Below are 22,109 nucleotides of genomic sequence, written 5' to 3'. Positions count from 1 at the left end.
CATCTACTACAGGGAGTACGACCGATGTCCGATTCCATCACTTTCGATCTGCCGATTGCCGGCATGACCTGCGCCAGTTGCGCCGGGCGTGTCGAGCGGGCGTTGAGCAAAGTCAGCGGCGCCAGTGGCGTCAGCGTCAATCTCGCCACCGAACAGGCCCGTGTGCAGGCGCCGGGTGACCGTTTGCCGGCGTTGATGGAAGCGGTGGAACGCGCCGGCTACAGCGTGCCGCAGCAAAGCGTGGAATTGAATATCGAAGGCATGACCTGCGCCTCCTGCGTCGGCCGCGTCGAACGTGCGCTGCACAAAGTCCCCGGGGTGAAAAGCGTCAGCGTCAACCTCGCCAACGAACGCGCGCACCTCGAAGTGCTCGGTCAGGTCGATACGCAGGCGCTGCTCGCTGCCGTAAGCAAGGCCGGGTATTCGGCCAGCGTCTGGCAAGCCGAACACCCTGCCACCGATAACCAGCAGCAACGCCTGCAACGTGAACGCTGGGCGCTGATCTGTGCGATCGCCCTCGCGCTGCCGCTGGTGTTGCCGATGCTGCTGCAACCGTTCGGCATTCACTGGATGCTCCCGGCCTGGGCGCAATTTGCTCTCGCCACGCCGGTGCAATTCATTTTCGGTGCCCGGTTTTATGTGGCCGCGTGGAAAGCCGTGCGCGCCGGGGCCGGCAACATGGACTTGCTGGTCGCCCTCGGCACCAGCGCCGGTTATGGCCTGAGCCTGTATGAATGGGCCACCGCCGCCGGGCGCATGCCGCATCTGTATTTCGAAGCGTCGGCGGTCGTCATCGCTTTGGTGCTGCTCGGCAAATACCTGGAAAGCCGCGCCAAACGCCAGACCGCCAGCGCGATTCGCGCCCTCGAAGCCCTGCGTCCGGAACGGGCGATTCAAGTGATCGACGGCCGCGAGCAGGACGTGGCGATCAGCGCCCTGCGCCTGAACGATCTGGTCTTGGTCAAACCCGGCGAACGCTTTCCGGTGGACGGCGAAGTGCTCGAAGGCCAGAGCCACGCTGACGAAGCGCTGATTAGCGGCGAAAGCCTGCCGGTGCCGAAACAGCCGGGCGACAAGGTCACCGGCGGCGCGATCAACGGCGAAGGTCGCCTGCTGGTGCGCACCACCGCCCTCGGCGCGGAAAGTGTGCTGGCACGGATCATCCGCCTGGTGGAAGACGCTCAGGCGGCAAAGGCGCCGATCCAGAAACTGGTGGATAAAGTCAGTCAGGTGTTCGTGCCGACTGTGTTGCTGATTGCCTTGGCCACGCTGATCGGCTGGTGGCTGTACGGCGCGCCGCTGGAAACCGCGCTGATCAATGCGGTCGCCGTGCTGGTGATCGCTTGCCCATGTGCCCTTGGCCTCGCCACCCCGACGGCGATCATGGCCGGCACCGGAGTGGCGGCGCGTCACGGGATTCTGATCAAGGATGCCGAAGCGCTGGAACGTGCCCATGAAGTCGACAACGTGGTCTTCGACAAGACCGGCACCCTGACATCCGGCACTCCGCGCATCGCCCATTTCAGTGCGGTGGATGGCGATGAAAATACCCTGCTGACACTCGCCGCGGCCCTGCAACGCGGCAGCGAACATCCGCTGGCCAAAGCGGTGCTGGACGCCGCTGCCGAACGCGACCTGCGCGTGCCCGATGTCAGCGCCAGCCAGGCCCTGACCGGGCGTGGCATCGCCGGCAATCTTGACGGTCGACGCCTGGCGCTGGGCAACCGGCGCTTGCTGGAAGAAAGCAGCCTGAGCGCTGGCCACCTCGCCGAGTCGGCCCAGGCCTGGGAAAGCCAGGGCCGGACCTTGTCGTGGCTGATTGAGCAAAGCCCCGAGCCGCGCGTGCTCGGCTTGTTCGCCTTCGGCGACACCCTCAAGCCCGGCGCACTGCAAACGGTGCAACAACTGGCCGCCCGAGGCATCCACAGCCATCTGCTCACCGGCGACAATCGGGGCAGTGCAAAAGTGGTCGCCGAGGCGTTGGGTATCGACAGCGTGCACGCTGAAGTGCTGCCCGCCGACAAAGCCGCCACCGTCGCCGAATTGAAGCAAACAGGTGTGGTGGCGATGGTCGGCGATGGCATCAACGACGCCCCGGCCCTGGCGGCGGCCGACATCGGTATCGCCATGGGCGGCGGCACCGACGTGGCGATGCATGCGGCCGGCATCACCCTGATGCGCGGGGATCCGCGACTGGTGCCAGCAGCGCTGGAAATCAGCCGCAAGACCTACGCGAAGATCCGCCAGAACCTGTTCTGGGCCTTCGTCTACAACCTGATCGGCATTCCGCTGGCAGCGTTCGGTTTTCTCAACCCGGTGCTGGCCGGCGCGGCGATGGCGCTGTCGAGCGTCAGCGTGGTGAGCAATGCGCTACTGTTGAAAACCTGGAAACCGAAGGATCTGGAGGAGCAGCGATGAACATCGGCCAAGCGGCCCGGCACAGCGGCCTGAGCGCGAAGATGATCCGTTATTACGAGTCGATCGGCCTGCTCAAGGCCGCCCATCGCACCGATAGCGGCTACCGGATTTACGGCGACGATGACCTGCACACCTTGGCGTTCATCAAGCGTTCGCGGGATCTGGGTTTTTCCCTGGAGGAAGTCGGCAAGCTGCTGACCCTGTGGCAGGATCGCCAGCGTGCCAGCGCCGATGTAAAGGCTCTGGCGCGCCAGCACATCGACGAGTTGAACCAGAAGATCCGCGAACTCGGCGAGTTGCGCGACACCCTGCAGGACCTGGTCGAACACTGCAACGGCGACCATCGCCCCGATTGCCCGATCCTCAAGGAACTGGCATCGGGCTGCTGCGCGCAACCCGCTCGCGCCTGAGCGCCAGCGCCTTCACCGTCAACAAGGTGCCGAGCGGGATGCCGTGGAACAGCAGGACCACGGCACCTGGCGTCCACCACGCATAAAACGGCGCGGCGATCAGCATGCCGACGCCGAACCCGGTCATTTGCAGCAGGGTCAGGAAACTGAAGATCGGCAGGCGCAGCTGTTCCGGTTCACGCTGCAGGCGCGACATCAGGCCGACCTCGGAAAACCCGTCACCCAGCCCCGCTGGCAATGAAAACAGCAGCAGACCGTAGAGACTGTGCTGCTGGAACATCAGGATAAACCCGCAGGACATCAACGCCACGCCGAAGAAAAATCGCCGCTCAAGGTTGAGGTTGTCCGAGCCCTTGAGACGACTGGCAATGCGCGCGCCGAGCAATTTGCCGCTGGCCCACACCGCCAGCATCAGGCCCAGCGTGGTACTGGCCGAATCGGGCGTGAGCAATCGGGAAATGATCGGAAAGCCAACGTTGTGCGCGGCGCTGCCCAAGGTGTCGGCCATAGCCACGGCGAGCATCGCCGCGATCACCGGGACGCTGCGCAGGCCTTGCTTGAGCGCTGACCATTCGCCACGTTCGCCCGTCGCTTTCTCACTGGCCTCCGGCGCCGCGAAGCGCAATGGCGTAATCAACAAGGCCGCCAACAAATAGGTCAGCGCGTTGAGCGCGAATACGGTTTCAAAGCCGAAGGCCGCCACCAGCAAACCGGAGACCAGGCTGCCACCGACCATCGCCGCCGAGGACGCTGAGGTGATCCAGGCATTGGTTTTCAGCAGCTGCGCCGGTTCGATCAGCCGTGGCAACTGACTGTTGAGGCCGATGGCGAACATCGAGTTGCCAAAGCCCAGGCCGAAGGCGATCACCGGCAACAGCAGCGCCTGCTGGCTGACCGGCAGAATCAGCAGCCCGCCGAGCAAGGCCGCACGTAGCAGATCGAAGGCCATCAACGGCACCCGGCCATTCCAGCGCCGATAGAACCGTGTACCGATCAGACTGGCAAAAATCCCCCCGCCGACGCGGCTCGCGAGGAAAACCCCGACGCTCATGGCGCTGTCGCTCAGCAGGTACACGTAGGTGGCCAGCGCGACCATGTTGAGGAAGGCGCCGAAGTCGGAGATCAGTCGGGCGGTGAAGATCAGGCGGGCGTTCACATTCAATCCTTGAGTGTGCGAGGGGCTGACAAGACTCCCACATAAACCCCATACACACCATCGGTCCCTGTGGGAGCTGGCTTGCCAGCGATGAGGCCGGTACAGCCAATGAAAATTTACTGGCTGAACCACCGCTATCGCTGGCAAGCCAGCTCCCACAGGGATTTGTGGTGTCTGAAGCTACGGGCACAAAAAACCCGGCCGAAGCCGGGTTTCTGGTCAAGCGGTCATTGCATCCACGGCGGTGGCGGTGGTTCGTCGGACTTGCCTTTCGGCTCGTCGTCCGCCGCGCGGATCGCCTGTTTGCGCTCTTCGTCCAGACGCGCGGCTTCGATCTCGCGCAACACGCCGCCGACGTCGGCCAGCTCCTCCGGATCGTCGAACTCGCCGGTCAGCACGCTGTTCGGGTGCAGGGTGCCGGCTTCGTACAACGCCCACATTTCTTTGGCATAGCGGGTCTTTTTCAGCTCCGGGGCAAAGCGCCCGAAGTACGCCGCCATGTTGCCCACATCGCGCTCCAGCATGCTGAACGCGTGGTTGTTGCCCGCCGCATCCACCGCCTGCGGCAGGTCGATGATCACCGGACCGGTCGGCGTCAGCAGCACGTTGAACTCCGAGAGGTCACCGTGCACCAGACCGGTACACAACATCAGCACGATCTGCGAGATCAGGAACGCGTGATATTCACGGGCCTGATCCGGCTCCAGCACCACGTCGTTCAGGCGCGGCGCGGCATCGCCGTACTCGTCGGCCACCAGCTCCATCAGCAGCACGCCATCGAGAAAATCGTACGGTTTGGGCACTCGCACGCCGGCACTGGCCAGACGGAACAGCGCCGCGACCTCGGCGTTCTGCCAGGCGTCCTCGGTCTCTTTGCGACCGAATTTCGAGCCCTTGGCCATCGCCCGGGCCTGCCGGCTGTTGCGCACCTTGCGGCCTTCCTGATACTCGGCTGCCTGGCGGAAACTGCGTTTGTTCGCCTCCTTGTAGACCTTCGCGCAACGTAACTGGTTACCGCAGCGCACCACATAAACAGCTGCTTCTTTACCACTCATGAGTGGGCGCAGCACTTCGTCGACCAGACCGTCCTCGATCAGGGGTTCAATGCGTTTTGGAGTCTTCATCAGCTTTTATTGTGGGTCCTTTATTACCAAACACGCGAATGTCACTCGTTATACGGCAATCCTCGCGTTACGGGGAGGGGTTGCCGACCTGTGAACCCTGCGGATGCACACACTGTGCCGAAATAATCGACCGCTGCCGATCATAGCCGAGCCTGCCTTGCTTGTAGTTATCGGCCAATGACGGCATTTGCGACAGAATCTGACACACGGCTGCTCCCTGTAGGAGTGAGCCTGCTCGCGATAGCGGTGCATCAGTCAGAAAATTCGTCGCTGACACACCGCTATCGCGAGCAGGCTCACTCCTACAAGGGATACCGTCAGCGTTCGATGATCGCGGTGACGCCTTGGCCGCCAGCCGCGCAGATCGAGATCAAGCCCCTGCCCTTGCCCGCCGCATCCAGCAATTTCGCCAGATTGGCGACGATCCGCCCACCGGTCGCGGCAAACGGATGCCCGGCCGCCAGCGAACTGCCTTTGACATTCAACCGGCTGCGGTCGATCGAGCCCAGCGGCGCATCAAGTCCAAGACGGGTCTTGCAGTATTCCGGATCTTCCCAGGCCTTGAGCGTACACAGTACCTGCGCGGCGAACGCCTCATGAATTTCGTAGTAATCGAAATCCTGCAAGGTCAAACCGTTGCGCACCAGCAGGCGCGGCACCGCATACACCGGCGCCATCAACAGACCTTCGGCACCACTGACGAAATCCACCGCCGCCGCTTCGCCATCACGTAAGTAGGCGAGGATCGGCAAGCCACGTTCCTGCGCCCATGCTTCGCTGGCCAGCAGTACCACCGACGCGCCGTCGGTGAGCGGCGTCGAGTTGCCCGCCGTCAGCGTGCCCTTGGCGCTTTTTTCGAAGGCCGGTTTGAGCGTGGCGAGTTTTTCCAGGGTCAGGTCCGGACGCAGATTGTTGTCGCGGGTCAGACCGAGGAACGGCGTCATCAGATCGTTGTGCCAGCCTTCGCTGTAGGAGGCGGCGAGTTTGTGATGGCTTTCGAGGGCCAGTTGATCCTGTTCTTCGCGAGGGATGTTCCAGGTCTGCGCCATCAGCTCACAGTGCTGGCCCATCGACAGGCCGGTGCGCGGCTCGCCGTTGCGCGGGAATTCCGGGATCAGGTGCTGCGGGCGCAGTTGCAGAAAGGTTTTCAGTTTGTCGCCGGTGCTCTTGGCGCGGTTGGCCTGCAAGAGAATCTTGCGCAGGCCTTCGCTGACGCTGATCGGCGCGTCCGAAGTGGTATCAACGCCGCCGGCGATGCCGCAATCGATCTGGCCGAGAGCGATTTTATTGGCCACCAGCAGCGCTGCTTCCAGTCCAGTGCCACAGGCTTGCTGGATATCGTAGGCCGGGGTGGCGGGCGACAGCCGTGAGCCGAGTACGCATTCGCGGGTCAGGTTCATATCCCGTGACAATTTCAGCACCGCCCCCGCCACCACTTCGCCAATACGCTGGCCGTGCAGGTTGTAACGTTCGATCAGGCCTTCAAGAGCGGCGGTGAGCATCACCTGATTGCTGGCAGTGGCGTACGGCCCGTTGGAGCGGGCGAAAGGGATACGGTTACCACCGATGATGGCGACGCGGCGCAGCTGACTCATGAAAAGCTCCTTATTGATCCGGGTTCATTAAGGCCCCTGTGGGAGCTGGCTTGCCAGCGATAGGGCCGGCACATCCAGCATCTCCGTTGGCTGACACTGCGCCATCGCTGGCAAGCCAGCTCCCACAGGGACAGTGGTCTACTCTGCTGTTCTAGCGTAGGCCTTATTGCCTGGATCGAACGATTGATTGCCGTTGGTAGTCCACACTTTGAACCCCAATTTCTGGAGAGCGTTCCATGTCTGACCGCTATATCGACTTCGCCAACTCGTCCATCGGCCACCGTCTGGTCGGGGCTCTGGGCCTGCCGTCGCCGGTACGGCTGGAACGCTGGCAGGCCGGACGCCTGCGCCCCGTGGACGGTGCACTGCTGATCGGTGGCGGACCGCTCGCCGAGCGGGTCAATGCGTTCGCCAACCGCCTGACCGATGCGATTTACAGCTACGGCAGCGAACCGTCGCGGGCCACCGCCTGGATTCCCGGGCACGGGCCGAAGCTCAAAGCCGTGGTGTTCGACGCCAGCGACCTGCAGCACACCGACCAGCTCAAACAGCTGCGCGAATTCTTCCAGCCGCTGATGAAAAATCTCGAACACAGCGCGCACCTGGTGATTCTCGGCCGCGCCCCGGAAACCCTGCGCGATCCGTTTGCCTCCAGCGCACAACGGGCGCTGGAAGGTTTTTCGCGTTCGCTGGCCAAGGAGCTGCGCGCTGGCGGCACACTGCAACTGATCTATGTCGGTGACGGCGCCGAAGAGCAACTGGAAGGCCCGCTGCGGTTTTTCCTCTCGCCGAAAAGCGCGTTCGTCTCCGGCCAGGTGATTCGCCTGACCGCCTGCGCCACCCAGGTCAGCGACTGGACCCGCCCACTGGCCGGGCGCAAGGCGCTGGTGACCGGCGCGGCACGCGGGATCGGCGCATCGATCGCCGAAACCCTGGCCCGCGATGGCGCCGAAGTGATTCTGCTCGACGTGCCGCCGGCCAAGACCGACCTGGAAGCTCTCGCCGCACGCCTCGGCGGCCGGGCGATCACCCTCGATATCTGCGCCGAAGACGCCGCCGCGCAACTGATCGAACACCTGCCCGACGGTCTCGACATTCTGGTGCACAACGCCGGCATCACCCGCGACAAGACCCTGGCCAACATGCCCCCCGAATTCTGGGACGCGGTGCTGGCGGTCAACCTCAATGCTCCGCAAGTGCTGACCAAAGCCCTGCTCGACAACGGCACCCTGCGTGACAACGCGCGGGTGATTCTGCTGGCGTCGATCAGCGGCATCGCCGGCAACCGCGGGCAAACCAATTACGCAGCCAGCAAGGCCGGTCTGATCGGTCTCGCCCAGGCGTGGGCGCCGACCCTGCTCGAACGCGGCATCAGCATCAACGCCGTGGCCCCGGGCTTCATCGAAACCCAGATGACCGCACACATTCCGTTCGGTCTGCGTGAAGCCGGGCGGCGCATGAGTTCGCTGGGCCAGGGCGGCTTGCCGCAGGACGTCGCCGAAGCCGTCGCGTGGCTGGCGCAACCGGGCACTGGCGCGTTCACCGGCCAAGCGTTGCGAGTCTGTGGACAAAGTGTGCTGGGGGCGTAGACATGAGCATTGAATGGCACACCCTCGACCGCGAACCGAGCCTGCCCGGCCTGTATGCACGGGCCGCGACCCGACGCAAGATCACCGGCACCCGACTGCCCGACAGCGGTTTGCGCTGCTGGGTCGATGTCGATGGGCAAAAACTCGCGGCCTATCGCAAGGTGTGCGGTTTTGCCGATGACGGCCTGCTGCCGCCGACTTATCCACACATCCTGGCGTTTGCCCTGCAGATGCAAGTACTCACGGCGAAGGACTTCCCGTTCCCGCTGCTCGGGCTGATTCACCTGAGCAATCGTATCCGCGTCTTGCGGCCGATGGGCGGGATCAGTCGTGCGCAGGTCAGTGTGCGGGTGCAGAACCTGCAGCCGCATGCCAAAGGCGCGACCTTCGAAGTGTTGATCACGCTGGACGATCAACTCGGGCCACTGTGGGAAGCCGAAAGCCAGATGCTTTGCCGCGGGGTGAAACTCGATGGCGAACCGCTCGAGCACAATTGGGAGCCGTCGCAGGTGCTCACGCAAGTGGCACAGTGGCCAGCGCCAGCCGACATCGGCCGGCAATACGCCAAAGTCTCGGGCGACTACAACCCGATTCACCTCAGCGCCGCCAGCGCCAAGTTGTTCGGTTTCCCCAGCGCCATAGCCCACGGCTTGTGGAACAAGGCAAGAACCCTCGCCGCGCTGGCCGATCACCTGCCCAGCGCCAACCTTGAAGTGATCGTGGACTTTCGCAAACCGGTGCGCTTGCCCAGCGAGATTTCGCTATTGGCAAGTGCGCCGGGTTCGAGCGGCGAGCTGCGCCTGATCGGCGCCGGGGATCTGCAGCACATGGTCGGCCGCTGGCAGCCGATCGCCTGATCCCGGATCAAGGTTTTGCTGTCCGCTGGAAGCCGGGCAAGCCTGTAAATTGTGTATATATCACTTAAGTTTTTCCGCGTTTCACGCCGCGTTTCGAAAAACACCCAGCCTTGATTTTCAAGGCTTTTTTTTGCCTTTTTATAACCCTGGTATTAGTCCTTAGGGCTGCACCACGTCCCCTATATAAAGGGGTTAATACCAACTTGAGAATGGCGGGAAACCGCGACCCGATCGAGATTGAAATCACGGACGAGGCATTGCCGACGACAGATCGGCAAGCCATCGAAAACGACGAAGGTTGTTACAGGTGCAAGGAATCTCAAACATGAAAACTCAAGCGTGGTGCAAATCGGCAACAGCTCTGGCATTGATCCTTTCCCTTGGTCTGGCTGGCTGCAGCAGCGGCGGTGGCGGCCATCACAGCAGCTCCGGCAGTTCTGCGGCAGACGGTACCGCAGGCACTGGCGGCACATCGGGTACCGGTGGCAGCGGTGATACCGCCGGGACCGGTGGCACAGGTGGAACCGGTAGCACGAGTGGCACTGGCGGGACCGGTGGCACTGATCCGAGCAATCCTACCAACCCGACCGATCCAACGGGCCCCACCACCCCGACCAGCCCAAGCCCGCTGGTGACCACCACGCTGGTGCAGGATGTCGGCAATACCGTTGCGGGTGTCGGCGATGGCGTCGGGCAGGTCGGCGACTCGCTGAGTACTGTTCCTGTGGTTGGTGGCGTTGTGCAAAGCGCGGCCAGAACCGCCGGCAATGTGGTCACCACTTTGGGTGACGGCGTTGCCGATGGCGTCGGCAAACTGGCCACCGATCCAAATGGCCTGACCACCACCGTCGCCTCGGTCGGCGGTGTCGTGACCGACGCAGGCAACGGCGTTTCCGACCTCAGCGCCAAGCTGAGCACTGCGACTCGCAGCGTTCCAGTGGTGGGCGGTGTGGTGACCAGAGTCGCGCCGGTACTTGATGGGGTTGGCGAGAAAGTCACCATGCTCGGCAATACTCTCGACACCACGCTGAGCAGCGGCCCGACCAGCCAACTGACCAACACACTTGGCGGCAGTCTGGTACCGGTGATCGCGATGGTCGAAAGCACCACCAACAAAGCCGGTACTGCCACGGGGCTTGGTGATCCACTCAAAGGCGCGATCTCGCAAGTCGGCGGCGCGGTGAACACCTTGGGCGACCAAGTCACCGATGCGGGTAACGGCAATGCCTTGAGCAATACCCTCGGCGGCGCGCTGAGCAATACCGGTACCGCAGTCGGCAAGGCCGGTGGGCTGGTGTCCAACGGCAGTGGTTCAGGTACTGGCGGCGTGGGCGGTGGCCTTGGTGGCACCGGCCTGCTGCAAACAGTCGGCGGCGCGGTGGTCAACGTAAGCGCAGGCTTGAACGCCGGCAATACCAACGGCGCGGTCAGCGCAGGTGGCGTCACCACTGCAAGCCTGGGCAATACCGTCGCGTCGCTCAACACCGTGCTGGGCGGTTCGGGCACGCCGATCACGGCCACCACCTCGCCGCTGGCAGGCTTGGGTGCCACTGTCGGCACAGGGCTTAATCCAGTCACCAGCGCAGTCACCGGCGTGACCCAACAAGTCGGCGCCGCAACCGGCCTGGGCGCACCGGTCGCCGGTCTTACCGGTCAGGTGGGCGGCGCAGTCGGCACGATTGGCGCGACCATCGCGTCCACTGACAACCCGGTCACCACAGCAGTCGGTGGCGTGGTCAGTAACGTCGGCAACACCGTCGCCGCCGTCGGCGGTCTGGTCAACGGTGGTACCAGCACCGGCGGCACCACAACCGGTGGCCTCGGTGGTGTACTCGGCGGCCTGACCGGCACGCTGGGAGGCGCCGCACACTAAATTGCACCTGGCCGATTCGACGGCCTCCCCTACAGCGCCTACGCTTGGTTGAAGCGGAAGATTCCTACAGAGTCTTCCGCTTTTTTCTTAGGAAGCATTCAACCCAGCGCTGTGATTTGACCATGGAGTGTCCTATGCGCGTAATGGCATCCCTGCTGTTCCTCAGTCTCAGTTCCGCCGCCCTCGCCGACACCCTGCCCAGCTTCCTCAACAGCAACGAAACCACGCGCAACCTGCCTGTGCCGAATTTGCCAGCGGATGCCTATCGTCCGGCCGCCACGCCTTTGCAAGTGCCCGAGCCAGGCGCCGCTGCCGCACAACCGCTGCTGATGGGTACCAAAGTCAATCTGAAAACCGTGCAGATCGAAGGCGGCACGATCTACCCGCTCAACGAACTGGCCGATGTCTACAAACCGCTGATCGGCCACCAGACCAGCCTCGCCGATCTGATTGAAGCCACGCGCAACATCACCCGTCGCTACCAGCAGGACGGCTATCTGCTGTCCTATGCCTTTCTGCCGCAACAACGCTTCGATGAGGGCGTGGCGCGGGTGGTGCTGGTCGAGGGGTATGTTCGCGATGTGCAGTTGCAAGGCGATGTTGGCCGGGTCAAAGGACTGCTCGACAAACTGACGGCGAAAATCCAGGCCGAACGGCCGCTGACCCGCAAGACGTTCGAGCGCTACACCACGCTGATGACCCGTATCCCCGGCGTGACCCTGCAGGCGCAGGTGCCGCCGCCCGGCACCACCGATGGCGCCACCACGCTGATCGCTCAAGCCAGCCGCAAAGCGTTCACCAGCACCATGAGCACCACCGAAGACAACCGCAACGGCACCCAGGCGTTGCTCGGCGTAAGCAGCAACTCGCAGACCGCCATGGGCGAACAGCTGACCCTCAGCGGGCTGTTTCCACCGGGCGACGATCACGAGCATTACTACCGTCTGGACTACAACCAGTTCCTCAACAGCGAAGGCACGCAAGTGAGCCTGTTCGCCTCACGCTACCGCTCCGATCCGGGCAACAGCGTATTCACCAGCGATGGCTTCGAACTCAAGCCGCACAAGGAGGATGACCGCTACTCCATCGGCGTCAGCCACCCATTCATCGCGGCCTCGAACGAGTTGCTCAATGGCGGCGCGCGACTGTACGCGGTGGATAGCACCAGCCGCTATGACGTGGTCGGTTATCCCATCAGCATCGAAGAGCGCACCGACGTACGCGCGCTGGCGTTCGAAGGCGACTGGCGCAAGGCCGATGCCCGGCAACTGCGAATTCTCAGCGGCGGGCTGTATCAAGGGCTGGACAGCATGGGCGCGCACTCCAACAACCCGGCGCTGGACCTGAACTTCCTGCGCCTGCGCCTTTCCGGGGTGCAGAGCGACAAGTTCTTCGACAACTGGCAAGGCGTGCTCTCGGCAGCGCTGTACTGGAGTGACGACACCCTGCCCGACAGCGAACGCGCGGTGTTTGGCGGGCAGAATTTCGGCCGTGGCTACCCGGACGATCAGGCGTCGGGCGACAAGGGCTGGGGGGCGGCTTACGAGGTCAACTACAGCTTCAATCGCGACGGTAACTGGGTGCGCATCCTGCAGCCGTACGTGGTGCTGGACCGTTCGAAAACCTGGTTCAACAAACTACAGGTGCAGAGCAGCGATCTGTCTTCGGCGGCGGTGGGCCTGCGTTTCGGCGATGCCAAGTACTACAACATTGCGTTGGAGGCGGCCAAGCCGATGTCGGACGAAGCGCTGGATACGTTCAATCGGCGGGCGCGTTACAGCATCAGTTTCAGCTATCAGCTGTAGAGGACGGGATGGTAGTTTCAGCCTGACTAAAACATGCAGGAGCTGTGGCACGCTGCGATCTTTTGATCTTGATCTGAATAACCAGAGCCAAAAGATCGCAGCCTCGTTTCACTCGACAGCTCCTACAGGTTTCAGGTTTCCTGAATCAGAACGCGTAACGCACCTTGGCGGTGAAACCGTCGGAATCGAAACCGCTGGCCGTCACGTAGTTGTAGGAGCCACCGACGCTCCATGCGCCCATACGATAGTTGGCGCCCATACCCAGTTCATAGCTGTCACGGACCGGCGTGGTGCCACGGCTGGTAAACGCATTACCGCCCAGCACAAACGACGATTGGGTCACGACCTTATCGCCAATGACATCATGCCAGGCCATGACCTTCGCTTCAGGCTCCAAGCTGCCGCTACCGACCGCGAACGCCGCAGCCAGACGCGCACCAACGCCCATCTCGCCGACCTCGTAACGCTGACTGCCGACGTTCAACGAAGCCGAACTGCCTTTTTCGCGATAGGCATCCATGCCCACGTTGGCATAACGCGCGCCAACCTGCGGCTCGAGTACTGCATCCGGCATCAGATGTACGCTGTAACCGGCCAGTGCACTGACCCCGAACACATGGCTGTCGTAGTTTGCCTTGGCCTGAGTGCCGGCGATGTAACGTTTGGATTCGTTGTCGTTCCAGCCGTACATCAGCGAGGAATCGACGAACCAGTTGTCATGCACCCAGTTGCTGTACAGCGTCAGCGCATGCCCGGTGACCTGGGTCTTGTGACCAAGATCGGACTTCACGTCGCTGTCGAGATAGCTGTAGGCCAGACCCAGAGTCGTATCGGCATTCAACTGGCCATCGGCACCCACCGCGACCCCGTGGCTGTCAGCGTCATAACCGGCCACACCACGGCGCTCGTCCTGATTGGCGTCACTGCTCAGCGATTGCAGCCAGACCCTTTTGTCGGTTGTCGAAGCGCTGCTGCGTGCGCGGCTGGAGCGCTCGTTGAGCACCTCCGACACCAGCGTCTGACTGTTGGTCGTGGCATGCAGCACGCCACGGCTGACATCCGGGCTCAGACTTTCGGAAAGCCGCGCCAGTTGTGCATCGCTGCCGGCGTTGGCAAATGCCTGGAACACCGGGTCCTGCTCATCCAGTCGTGACATCAGACCCGCGACCCGACCCACCGCCACTGCCGCGTTGGTGCTGCCTCCAACGGCCAGGGTGTTTTCCGCCAGGACCTCGCTCGATTTGGTGGTGACCACGCTGGTGATGTCGTTGCCGACTACGCCGAAGCTCTTCACATCCAGCAGCGCCGAACTCGAGGTCACGCTCAGGTTGTTGCCGCCAATCAGATTGCCCGAGCTGATCAGGGTGTAACGCGTGCCACCGGGGCTCACACGGAAATCACTGGAACGCGCCAGCAGGCGCAGCTGCGCACCCGGGGCAATATCGGTGGTGCCCGTGACTTTCAACACCGGCAGCGCTGGATTGGTGTCGTTACCGAGGTACATCTCCAGCACCGAACTGGATTCTTCCATATCGAAGTCGCCGATGAACGTGGTGTGCGGCTTCATCAAGGTCAGTGTGCCCTCCTCGATGGTGACGTAGCCGGAGCGGATGGTCGAGCCGTCGAAGACCGCATCGCCATCGACCAGAACCCCGGACAGACCGAGCAGATCGCCCTTCACGGCGCCGCCATAGAAATAGAAATAGCTCGCCCCGTCATCGACCTGGATCGCAGCCTTGCCACCTTCGATCAACCCGGCCATTTGATAGATGCCGAAAGGCAGCGCACCACTGGCCTGACCGCTGACGTGCACACCAATGTCTTCACCGGAGATAGTGCCGCCGTTCCACAGCCCATAGGAGTTGAGGCCACTCGGACGGTTGAACTTGACCCCTTCGTATACCAATGCCTGGGCGTTGCTGCCAGTCGCCCGGATGGTGCCCATGTTGTTGACCGACAGGCTCAGTGTGGCGCCGTCGAGCAACACGCCCACTGCATCGGTGCCGCTTGCCGTGATGCTGCCCTGGTTACTGAGCCCGTTCATTTGAGTGTGCACCAGCATGACGCCGCTGGCCGTCTGGCCGCTGACGTCAATGCTGCCGGTGTTGGAAAACGAGCTGCCCAGAGTGCTGCCGATATCGGAAATACCGCTGGAGGTCCCTTCATTGCTCAGGCCGTGAACCGAAACAGAGCCCTCGTTGAGCAGCGCGCCGGTGATGGTGGTCGGCACCGCACCGGCCATCCCCAGATTGATACCGACGCCGAATTTCGCGCCGTCAATCCGGATATTCCCGGTGTTGCGCAGTTGATCCGCGGTCACGCCCGTGAGTTGTGCGCCATAGGTCGAACTTACCTGCGAGACGGGAGCGATAGTGCCGTTACCGCTAAGAGTGATCAGTCCCCAGTTTTGCAGATTGCTGGTCAGCGGTCCGCCACTCAGGTCGTGATTCAAGCTGGCGCCGGCGGCGACAGCAAGGGGGGTGTGCAGCGTAGCGGCGGCAATGGAGAGCGCCAGGACAGAGCGGCGCAGGCGAACGATGGTCACGCGAGATTCCCTTCAAAAATTAATAAGCAATTTCAGCAGGGTTCATTGCGTGATTCAGGCATCCCTACCGTCCCGTCAGTTCTTCTGATTCGGGCGCGGGGAATGTACACGAGCCATCACTTTGACACCATCAAAAAGTCAACAGAATGGCGTCAATTTTAAAGCCACCCTTCATCGACGCGCGCCAGTTTGGTCAGCAGATGGCGGCAATCAAGCGTAATCAATCGACCTAGTTTTTGCTTTCGATCTTGCCGCCGGCATCCGGGTCGTAGAAATCCGGAATCTCGTATTTGTACTTTTTCAGCCAGCGCTGCATGGCCAGCTCGCGCTCTGCCGCCGTGGCGGCTTGCGGTGTCGGTGAAGCCGCCTTGTTGCGACTCTGCAGCACCAGCCAGCCTTCGGTTTCCTGTTGCTGCGCCGAGGCCGGGCCGGCGTCGATTGCCTGGGCGGCGAGCGGCAGGCTGAGCAGGGTCAGGCAGCACACACGGTGCAAGGTCTTCATGGTGATCTCCCTGAATGTCATTTGAGCGTCAATGGTTGAGGCTCAGCTACCACCGCAACTTGATTGCCGGCTGCCGCCGGAGCCTTGGCCGGTACCTTGAGCTTTTCCGCACGGCTCTGCGCTTCGGAGAATTGCGCCGGGGTCAGGTGCGCGCGACTGACGATTTCCGCGGCTTGCTGCCAGTTGTTCTGATACAGCAGCAAGGTCACCAGATTCAGCGATGCCAGTTGATCGTTCTGCTTGAGTTCGATGGCGGTGAGGAATTCGAAACGTGCGTCTTCAAGGCGTAACTGGTTGAGGTAGACCACCCCCAGATCGTTGCGGATCTTGTCATTGGTCGGCGCCAGACGTACCGCGCGCTGCAGGTGTGCCTGGGCCTGGCCGTTATCACCGCGAGCCGCGTAGAGCTGGCCCAGACCATGTTCGGCATCCGCCGTCAGGCAGGTGCCGAGCAGGCCGCGATACAGCGGCTCGGCCTCATTGCGCCCGAGCAGGCGATAGACCTTGGCCTTGCGCAAGCGCACTTCAGCGAGGTTGTCGGGCAGGCTTTGCAGGTTGGCCAGACTGGCGTGCAGCTTGCCATCGTTGGCCAGATCGTCGGCCAGATTCAGGGCCAGTTCCTGCTCGGAATCGAGCTTGCTGCAACTGGCCGGTGCGAGCAGCGCCGACCACGGCGCCTGACCGTCAGTGGCACAACCACCGAGCATCAACAGACTTGCGATCACTATCAGTGCTTTCATCAATCGCTCTCCATGAGCCCACATCAATTTGCGAACGCCCGGGTAATCGCGGTGAACCCCGGGCCGGCCAGTACGATCAGCAACGCCGGAAACAGAAACAGCATCATCACCACCGACATCTTCGCCGACATCTTCGAGATGTATTCCTGCAGGCGGGTCAGGCGGCGGTCGTCGAGCAATTGCTTGAGCGCCAGCAACGATTTCATCGCCCCGCCACCCTGTTGAATCAGTTGCTGCAGGATCACGCAGGTGTCGGTGAATTCATCGACCGCGAGCAGCACCGAAGCCTTGTGCAGTTCCTGGCCCAGCTCGAGCCCGGAGTCGACCCGAGCCAGAATCAGCCGCAGTTCGTGGGTCAGGTCCGGCAGCAGTTTCTGCCCTTCGCTGCTGAGCACGCGCAACGCTTGCTCGACCGCCATGCCCGACTCGAAGAGGATGCGCAGCAACGGGATAAACGTGGAGACTTCCACGGCGATGGTTTTCTGCCGACGTCCGGCGGCGTACGCGAGCAAGCGCTTGGGCAGCAAGTAGCCGGCGCCGGTGGCGAGCATCGGCACGATCCAGTGGTTGTTGGCATGGGGAAAAAACACTTGCTGCAGAAAGATCGCCAGCCCCAGCGCCAGCAGCGGCGTACCGATCTGGCAGGCGGCGTACAGCGCCCGTTCGCTGGCGCGGCGCCAACCGAGGCGGCTGAGCAGGGTCTGGGTTTCGCTGTCGATGCTCACCGAGCGCTGACCAAAACGGCTGTTGCCCAAGACGCGCAGCCAGTTGCCGAAACGGTTTTCCCGCACCAGGTGGCCGTGCAGGCGCTGATTGACCTGACGCACCCGACGCCGCTCGGTCAGCAGGTGATTGACCACCAGCAGCAGCGCGCCCAGCAGCAACATCAGAGCAGCGAGATAGACCATGTCAGATGCTCCGCAACATGCGCCACAGCGCCAGGCAGCCGGTGACCTGCAACACCACGGCGATGATCAGCATGGTGCGCCCGCCGGAGTCGTTCCACATGCCGAGCATGTAGCCGGGATTGGTCAGCATGAAGTAGCTCACCAGAATCACCGGCAGTGACCCCAGCACCCATGCGGTCATGCGCGTTTCGCCGGTGAGCGCGCGCAGTTGCCGGGCGCCCTGGTCACGCTCGCGGATCAGTTTGATCAGGTTCTCCAGCAACTCGCTGGCATTGCCGCCGTAGCGATGGTTGACCTTCAGGCCGAGGGCGAACATGCGCAACTCGTCCTGTTCATACAGCTCGGCAAAGTCGCTGACCGCGTCCGGCAGATTGACCCCCAACTGCACGTTGCGCTGCACCCGGCCCATGGCTTGTTTCAGTGGATCGTCGCTCGCCTCGATGCCGCCCATTACCGCATCGCTCAGGGTGCGTCCGGACTTGAGGCTGCGCACGGTGTGGTCGAGCAACGGCGGCAATTGTTCGATCATGCGTCTGATCCGTCGGTGATACAGCCAGGCAACGTACAGCCGCACCACCAGCGGCGGTGCCAGCAGCATTGTCAGCAGACCGACCCAGCTCGCCACCAGATAACCGAAGACGACCGTCATGCCCCACAGCGTCAGCCAAGGGCCCAAACGTCCGGAGGGGCGCCCGAGTCCGGCGCGCAGAAACATCCGCTCAAGCCCGACCCAGACGGGTTTCTCCGCCGCCAGTTGCGGCTGTCCGGCCGCGAGGCGACTCAGCACGCGCTCGTTGTGGTTCTTGTGGATACCGTGCAGGAACAGCCAGATCGACAGCCCGAGCAGCATCAGACAAAGCAGGATGAGAATGGCCGGTCCGATCATCATGTGCGCCCCATGTTGTCAGCCCAGGCTCGTCTCTTGCCGCAACTTGTCGCCGGCCGGATTGACCGCTTCGCGCAGGAAGCCGAAACCGCTGCGCCGATCAAGGCGGAACAGGGTGTTGGTGACGTAGACATCCTCACGAATGCCGACCACTTCCACCACCTCGCTGACACAGCGGCGGCCATCCGGCATGCGGGTCAGCTGGATGATCACGTCGAGGGCGGCGCAGATCATCTGGCGCAAGGTGCGCTCGGCAATCGAGCGCCCGGTCAGGCCCACCAGCGTTTCCAGGCGCAGCAAGGCATCCTGCGCATTGTTGGCGTGCACGGTGCTCATCGAGCCGTCGTGGCCGGTGTTCATCGCCGTCAACACATCGACCACTTCAACGCCGCGAATCTCGCCGAGAATGATCCGGTCGGGGCGCATGCGCAGGGCGTTGCGGATCAGGTCGCTGGCCTTCACTTCACCGTGGCCTTCGGCATTCGGCGGGCGGGTTTCCAGGCGTACCACGTGCGGATGGCCGAGCTGCAATTCGGCCACGTCCTCGATGGTCACCAGCCGCTCATGCGGGTTGATCAATTGACTGAGGATGTTCAGCAGCGTGGTCTTGCCGGTGCCGGTACCGCCACTGATCAGCACGTTGCAGCGCTTGCCCACTGCCTCCTGGAGAAACTCGAAAATCGCCAGATCGATGGTCTGCATCGCCATCAGATCGCTGCTCTTGAGCATGTCCTTGCGGAATTTGCGAATCGACAGGCACGGGCCGTCGAGGGCAATCGGCGGAATGATCGCGTTGACCCGGCTGCCGTCCGGCAGGCGCGCATCGACCATCGGCGAAGACTCGTCGAGGCGCCGCCCGAGCGGTGCGAGAATGCGTTGCATGACCCGCTCGACGTGATGCGCATCGATAAAACGCAGGTCACTTTGATGCAGCACGCCATCGCGCTCGATGAACACCCGGTGCGGGCCGTTGACCAGGATCTCGGTCACCGCCGGGTCGCGCAGCAGCACTTCCAGCGGGCCGAAACCGGTGAGTTCATCGACGATTTCCTCGGCCAGCCGTTCCATCTCGTAACGGGAGATCGCCAGGTGCAGACGGGCGATGTATTCGGCAGCCTTGTCGGTGACGAACTGCGCCAGCAACGGGCGCGAGCCTTCCAACAGGTTTTTCCCCGACTCTTCGATGGCGTCGATGATGTAGCGGTGCAGCACCAGCTTCAGGCCTTCGTAATCGGTGTTGCCGACCGCGCCATGCTGCGCCGCGCCAAACAGTTTTTCCGCGCTCATGAGCTGCCTCGCAGGCGGTCGAACCAAGTGACCACTTTGGGTTTGACCAGGCCTTCGGAACGCTTGGCCAGGCGCTCACCAAGAGTACGCAGACCCTGGGTGAGTTTCTCTCGCGGAGCCAGTTCGAACAGGCTGACGCCCTGATTCTTCGCGTTCAGGCGCACCTCGGCGTTGGCCGCCAGCACCGCAATCACTTCGAGGTTGAAGGTTTTGCCGAGGGTTTCCGAATCCGGCGCCACGCTGCCCAGATAGCCGTCCACCAGCAAACGCGCGTGGTCGAGTTTCATGCCCTTTTCACGCCAGACGTTGAGCACGGCGAGGTTGCGCCGGCAGTTCAGCACGTTCTGGTCGGTGTACCAGATCAGCTTGTCGCAATGACTGACAAAGGTGCGCAAGGCCTCGCTGTCGGACTGCCCGGTGAGGTTCACGACGATGTGCTGGAAGTGTTGGCGCAACGCACTGAGCAGCATGTACAGCTCGGCGGCACTGGTGCTTTCCAGTGGTTCGTCGTGGCTGGCATAAGCCAGAATCCGCAACCCGGTCTCGGTGCTGGTGAAGGCACTGTCGATCAGCGTGGCATCGAGCCGGCGCAAATGGCGCAAGGCATCGCCAAAGTGAAACGAACTTTCGAGTCCGAGCAGCGCCAGACTGTCACCCCGGGGCAGACCCAGATCCAGCAACAGGGTTTGCTGCCCGCTCTTTTGCACCACCAGCGCCATGTGATTGGCCAACAACGCCCCATCGCAATAGCTCTGGGTGCCGTACAGCACGGTCAAGCCACCCAGTTGCGTGCTGGCGGTCACCGGAGGCAGGCGTTTGTTCAGGCGCCGCACCAGTCCGGCGACTTCACTGGCGCGCGAACCGTAGGCGACAAAATCCCGCGCGCCGGCGCGCATCGCATTGAGCACCAATTGATTGTCCATGCCATCGCCGAGGGCGACGATGGCGAGCATCGGCTTGGCCTCCAGCGCGCCTTCGATCAACGCGCTCTGCGCCACCACATGGTCACGGTCGAGGCCGACGAACACCAGGCTGGCGAAGGTCACGTCGACCAGCGCCAGCAGCTCATCAAGGCTGCCGGCGCCGGCGCTGACCACCTGGCCCAGCGGCGCGAGCGCGCCCTGCAGCCATTCCAGATCGGTGCTGTTGCGGGTGATCGCAAGAAAGGTCTGGCTCAGGTTCTGGTTCATTGGGACAACCCGCTGCGCTTGTCGAAGTTGCCGTTTTCGAGGAAGAACATGCGATAGAAATTCGGGTCGTACTTGCGCAGTTTCTCCCCCGGCAGCGACGGCAGTTGCGCATCCGCCGCCAGTGGCTGCACCAGGTGCGGGGTGACGATCATCAGCAGCTCGCGCTCTTCACGCTTGATCTGCGAACCTTTGAAAAAGGCACCGAGCACCGGAATATCGCCCAGCCCCGGAAACTTGTTCACCTGTGAACTGTTGGTGGTGCTGATCAAGCCGCTGATGACGAAGCTTTCGCCATCGGCCAGCGACACACTGGTATCGGTGCGGCGCACGGTCAGGGCCGGCACCGGGGTACCGCCGATACTGATGGCATTGGCGTAATCCAGTTCGCTGACTTCCGGCGCCACTTTCAGCGCCACGCGGTTGCGGTCGATCACGGTCGGGGTCAGGGTCAGGCGGATGCCGAACTCCTTGTACTCGATGGTCACGGTGTCGCTGCCGGAACTGGGCACCGGAATCGGGATTTCACCACCGGCGAGAAAGCTTGCGCTCTGCCCGCTCAATGCCACCAGACTTGGTCGCGCCAGGGTGTACGCAAAACCACTGGTTTCCAGCGCATTGATGATCGCCATGGTCTTGCCGCCGATCCACGAGAAATTGAACAAGCCGTTGTCCACCGGCAATCTCGGTGTGGGCACGCCATCGATCGGCGGCAATGTACCGGGGGAGCCGAACAGGAAATTGCCCCGGGTGCCGATCAGCGAAGCGGTGGCCTCCTTGAGTTTGGTCCGGCTGACTTCAACGAAACGAATGTCGGTCTGCACCTGTGAGGGCAGCGTCGGATCATCGGAAGGCAAGCGGCTGGCGCTGGTCAATGCCGCGGTGGCACTGCCCTGCACGAACACCATGCTCTGCCGCGGCTCGCTGGAGCACGCGGTCCAGACCATCAGGCTGGTGGCGCCGGGGGCCACGCCGGTGAGGAGAAACGAGGTGCTGCCGGTGTCATGCACATCGGCAATTTTCGGGTCGCCGATGGCTACGCGGGTGATTGCCACGGGCGACTGGATGTCCTGCTGGAAACCTTCGCCGATCTCGATCACCGCCGGCATACGGGCGAGTGCCGAGCAATTGCCGGTGGCCGCGAAAGCCGCGTCCATCGACAGTCCCATCAGTATCAAGGCCCGGACTACAGGCTTGAATAGCGGCCGGAAGCGACTCTGCATGCAC

General features: G+C 62.6%; 17 protein-coding genes. 6 read left to right on the top strand and 11 right to left on the bottom strand.

Annotated elements, in window-relative coordinates; genetic code table 11:
• The first annotated feature begins 24 nt into the window (after positions 1-24).
• Positions 25-2,418: a heavy metal translocating P-type ATPase gene (locus ACXR0M_RS20585; protein WP_458833604.1), complete on the top strand. Its 2,394-nt coding sequence runs from the start codon at positions 25-27 to the stop codon at positions 2,416-2,418.
• Positions 2,415-2,828 carry a Cu(I)-responsive transcriptional regulator gene (cueR, locus tag ACXR0M_RS20580; protein WP_065261264.1) on the top strand — a complete coding sequence of 138 codons (414 nt, stop codon included), beginning with the start codon at positions 2,415-2,417 and terminating at the stop codon, positions 2,826-2,828. Before ACXR0M_RS20585 ends, cueR begins: the two co-directional genes overlap by 4 nt.
• Here cueR and ACXR0M_RS20575 read toward each other — a convergent pair.
• The 3 genes from ACXR0M_RS20575 to ACXR0M_RS20565 all read right to left on the bottom strand — a co-directional run bounded on the left by ACXR0M_RS20575 (position 2,782) and on the right by ACXR0M_RS20565 (position 6,703).
• Positions 2,782-3,984, bottom strand: a complete 1,203-nt coding sequence (locus tag ACXR0M_RS20575; protein WP_458833603.1) for an MFS transporter — start codon at positions 3,982-3,984, stop codon at positions 2,782-2,784. The two genes, cueR and ACXR0M_RS20575, sit on opposite strands and share 47 nt — an antisense overlap.
• 227 nt (positions 3,985-4,211) lie before the next feature.
• Positions 4,212-5,108 (bottom strand): PA4780 family RIO1-like protein kinase, encoded by an 897-nt coding sequence (locus ACXR0M_RS20570; RefSeq protein WP_458833602.1) that lies wholly within the window; start codon positions 5,106-5,108, stop codon positions 4,212-4,214.
• Between the two features lie 317 nt (positions 5,109-5,425).
• On the bottom strand, positions 5,426-6,703 hold the full coding sequence (locus ACXR0M_RS20565; protein ID WP_458833601.1) for an acetyl-CoA C-acetyltransferase: 1,278 nt from the start codon (positions 6,701-6,703) through the stop codon (positions 5,426-5,428).
• A 236-nt stretch (positions 6,704-6,939) separates the two neighbouring features.
• Between ACXR0M_RS20565 and ACXR0M_RS20560 the strand changes: the two genes are divergently transcribed.
• The 4 genes from ACXR0M_RS20560 to ACXR0M_RS20545 all read left to right on the top strand — a co-directional run bounded on the left by ACXR0M_RS20560 (position 6,940) and on the right by ACXR0M_RS20545 (position 12,827).
• The gene (locus tag ACXR0M_RS20560) at positions 6,940-8,292 is read left to right on the top strand and encodes a 3-oxoacyl-ACP reductase (RefSeq protein WP_458833600.1); all 1,353 of its coding nucleotides are present in this window, start codon (positions 6,940-6,942) and stop codon (positions 8,290-8,292) included.
• Between the two features lie 2 nt (positions 8,293-8,294).
• Positions 8,295-9,149, top strand: a complete 855-nt coding sequence (locus tag ACXR0M_RS20555) for a MaoC family dehydratase (protein WP_458833599.1) — start codon at positions 8,295-8,297, stop codon at positions 9,147-9,149.
• Positions 9,150-9,474: 325 nt separating this feature from the next.
• Complete coding sequence (locus ACXR0M_RS20550; protein ID WP_458833598.1) at positions 9,475-11,022, top strand: collagen-like triple helix repeat-containing protein; 1,548 nt, start codon at positions 9,475-9,477, stop codon at positions 11,020-11,022.
• A 134-nt stretch (positions 11,023-11,156) separates the two neighbouring features.
• Positions 11,157-12,827, top strand: coding sequence for a ShlB/FhaC/HecB family hemolysin secretion/activation protein (locus tag ACXR0M_RS20545; protein WP_458833597.1), 1,671 nt, complete (start codon positions 11,157-11,159; stop codon positions 12,825-12,827).
• 145 nt (positions 12,828-12,972) lie between these two features.
• Here the strand turns inward: ACXR0M_RS20545 and ACXR0M_RS20540 are convergent, their stop codons facing one another.
• The 8 genes from ACXR0M_RS20540 to ACXR0M_RS20505 form a co-directional block, all read right to left on the bottom strand.
• Positions 12,973-15,372, bottom strand: coding sequence for an autotransporter family protein (locus ACXR0M_RS20540; protein WP_458833596.1), 2,400 nt, complete (start codon positions 15,370-15,372; stop codon positions 12,973-12,975).
• Between the two features lie 229 nt (positions 15,373-15,601).
• Positions 15,602-15,874, bottom strand: coding sequence for a DUF3613 domain-containing protein (locus ACXR0M_RS20535; RefSeq protein WP_458833595.1), 273 nt, complete (start codon positions 15,872-15,874; stop codon positions 15,602-15,604).
• 17 nt (positions 15,875-15,891) lie between these two features.
• Positions 15,892-16,614, bottom strand: a complete 723-nt coding sequence (locus ACXR0M_RS20530; protein ID WP_458833594.1) for a tetratricopeptide repeat protein — start codon at positions 16,612-16,614, stop codon at positions 15,892-15,894.
• Between the two features lie 23 nt (positions 16,615-16,637).
• Positions 16,638-17,522, bottom strand: coding sequence for a type II secretion system F family protein (locus ACXR0M_RS20525; protein WP_458833593.1), 885 nt, complete (start codon positions 17,520-17,522; stop codon positions 16,638-16,640).
• Between the two features lies 1 nt (position 17,523).
• Positions 17,524-18,408, bottom strand: a complete 885-nt coding sequence (locus ACXR0M_RS20520) for a type II secretion system F family protein (protein ID WP_458833628.1) — start codon at positions 18,406-18,408, stop codon at positions 17,524-17,526.
• An 18-nt stretch (positions 18,409-18,426) separates the two neighbouring features.
• Entirely contained in the window at positions 18,427-19,695 is a 1,269-nt protein-coding gene (locus tag ACXR0M_RS20515) for a CpaF family protein (RefSeq protein WP_458833592.1), read from the bottom strand.
• A complete protein-coding gene (locus ACXR0M_RS20510; RefSeq protein WP_458833591.1) occupies positions 19,692-20,885 on the bottom strand; it encodes a pilus assembly protein in 1,194 nt (397 codons plus the stop codon). Before ACXR0M_RS20510 ends, ACXR0M_RS20515 begins: the two co-directional genes overlap by 4 nt.
• Positions 20,882-22,105, bottom strand: a complete 1,224-nt coding sequence (locus tag ACXR0M_RS20505; RefSeq protein WP_458833590.1) for a type II and III secretion system protein family protein — start codon at positions 22,103-22,105, stop codon at positions 20,882-20,884. The genes ACXR0M_RS20510 and ACXR0M_RS20505 overlap by 4 nt, the downstream gene beginning before the upstream one ends.
• Positions 22,106-22,109 lie beyond the last annotated feature (4 nt).

It is taken from the genome of Pseudomonas sp. Eth.TT006, from assembly GCF_054456575.1.
This window is presented reverse-complemented; position numbering and strand designations above follow the sequence as displayed.

Coding starts and splice junctions, on each gene's coding strand:
- ACXR0M_RS20585 (WP_458833604.1), top strand. CDS start 25: ATGTCCGATTCCATCACTTTCGATCTGCCGATTGCCGGCATGACCTGC.
- cueR (WP_065261264.1), top strand. CDS start 2,415: ATGAACATCGGCCAAGCGGCCCGGCACAGCGGCCTGAGCGCGAAGATG.
- ACXR0M_RS20570 (WP_458833602.1), bottom strand. CDS start 5,108: ATGAAGACTCCAAAACGCATTGAACCCCTGATCGAGGACGGTCTGGTC.
- ACXR0M_RS20565 (WP_458833601.1), bottom strand. CDS start 6,703: ATGAGTCAGCTGCGCCGCGTCGCCATCATCGGTGGTAACCGTATCCCT.
- ACXR0M_RS20560 (WP_458833600.1), top strand. CDS start 6,940: ATGTCTGACCGCTATATCGACTTCGCCAACTCGTCCATCGGCCACCGT.
- ACXR0M_RS20555 (WP_458833599.1), top strand. CDS start 8,295: ATGAGCATTGAATGGCACACCCTCGACCGCGAACCGAGCCTGCCCGGC.
- ACXR0M_RS20550 (WP_458833598.1), top strand. CDS start 9,475: ATGAAAACTCAAGCGTGGTGCAAATCGGCAACAGCTCTGGCATTGATC.
- ACXR0M_RS20545 (WP_458833597.1), top strand. CDS start 11,157: ATGCGCGTAATGGCATCCCTGCTGTTCCTCAGTCTCAGTTCCGCCGCC.
- ACXR0M_RS20535 (WP_458833595.1), bottom strand. CDS start 15,874: ATGAAGACCTTGCACCGTGTGTGCTGCCTGACCCTGCTCAGCCTGCCG.
- ACXR0M_RS20530 (WP_458833594.1), bottom strand. CDS start 16,614: ATGAAAGCACTGATAGTGATCGCAAGTCTGTTGATGCTCGGTGGTTGT.
- ACXR0M_RS20525 (WP_458833593.1), bottom strand. CDS start 17,522: ATGGTCTATCTCGCTGCTCTGATGTTGCTGCTGGGCGCGCTGCTGCTG.
- ACXR0M_RS20520 (WP_458833628.1), bottom strand. CDS start 18,408: ATGATCGGACCGGCCATTCTCATCCTGCTTTGTCTGATGCTGCTCGGG.
- ACXR0M_RS20515 (WP_458833592.1), bottom strand. CDS start 19,695: ATGAGCGCGGAAAAACTGTTTGGCGCGGCGCAGCATGGCGCGGTCGGC.
- ACXR0M_RS20510 (WP_458833591.1), bottom strand. CDS start 20,885: ATGAACCAGAACCTGAGCCAGACCTTTCTTGCGATCACCCGCAACAGC.
- ACXR0M_RS20505 (WP_458833590.1), bottom strand. CDS start 22,105: ATGCAGAGTCGCTTCCGGCCGCTATTCAAGCCTGTAGTCCGGGCCTTG.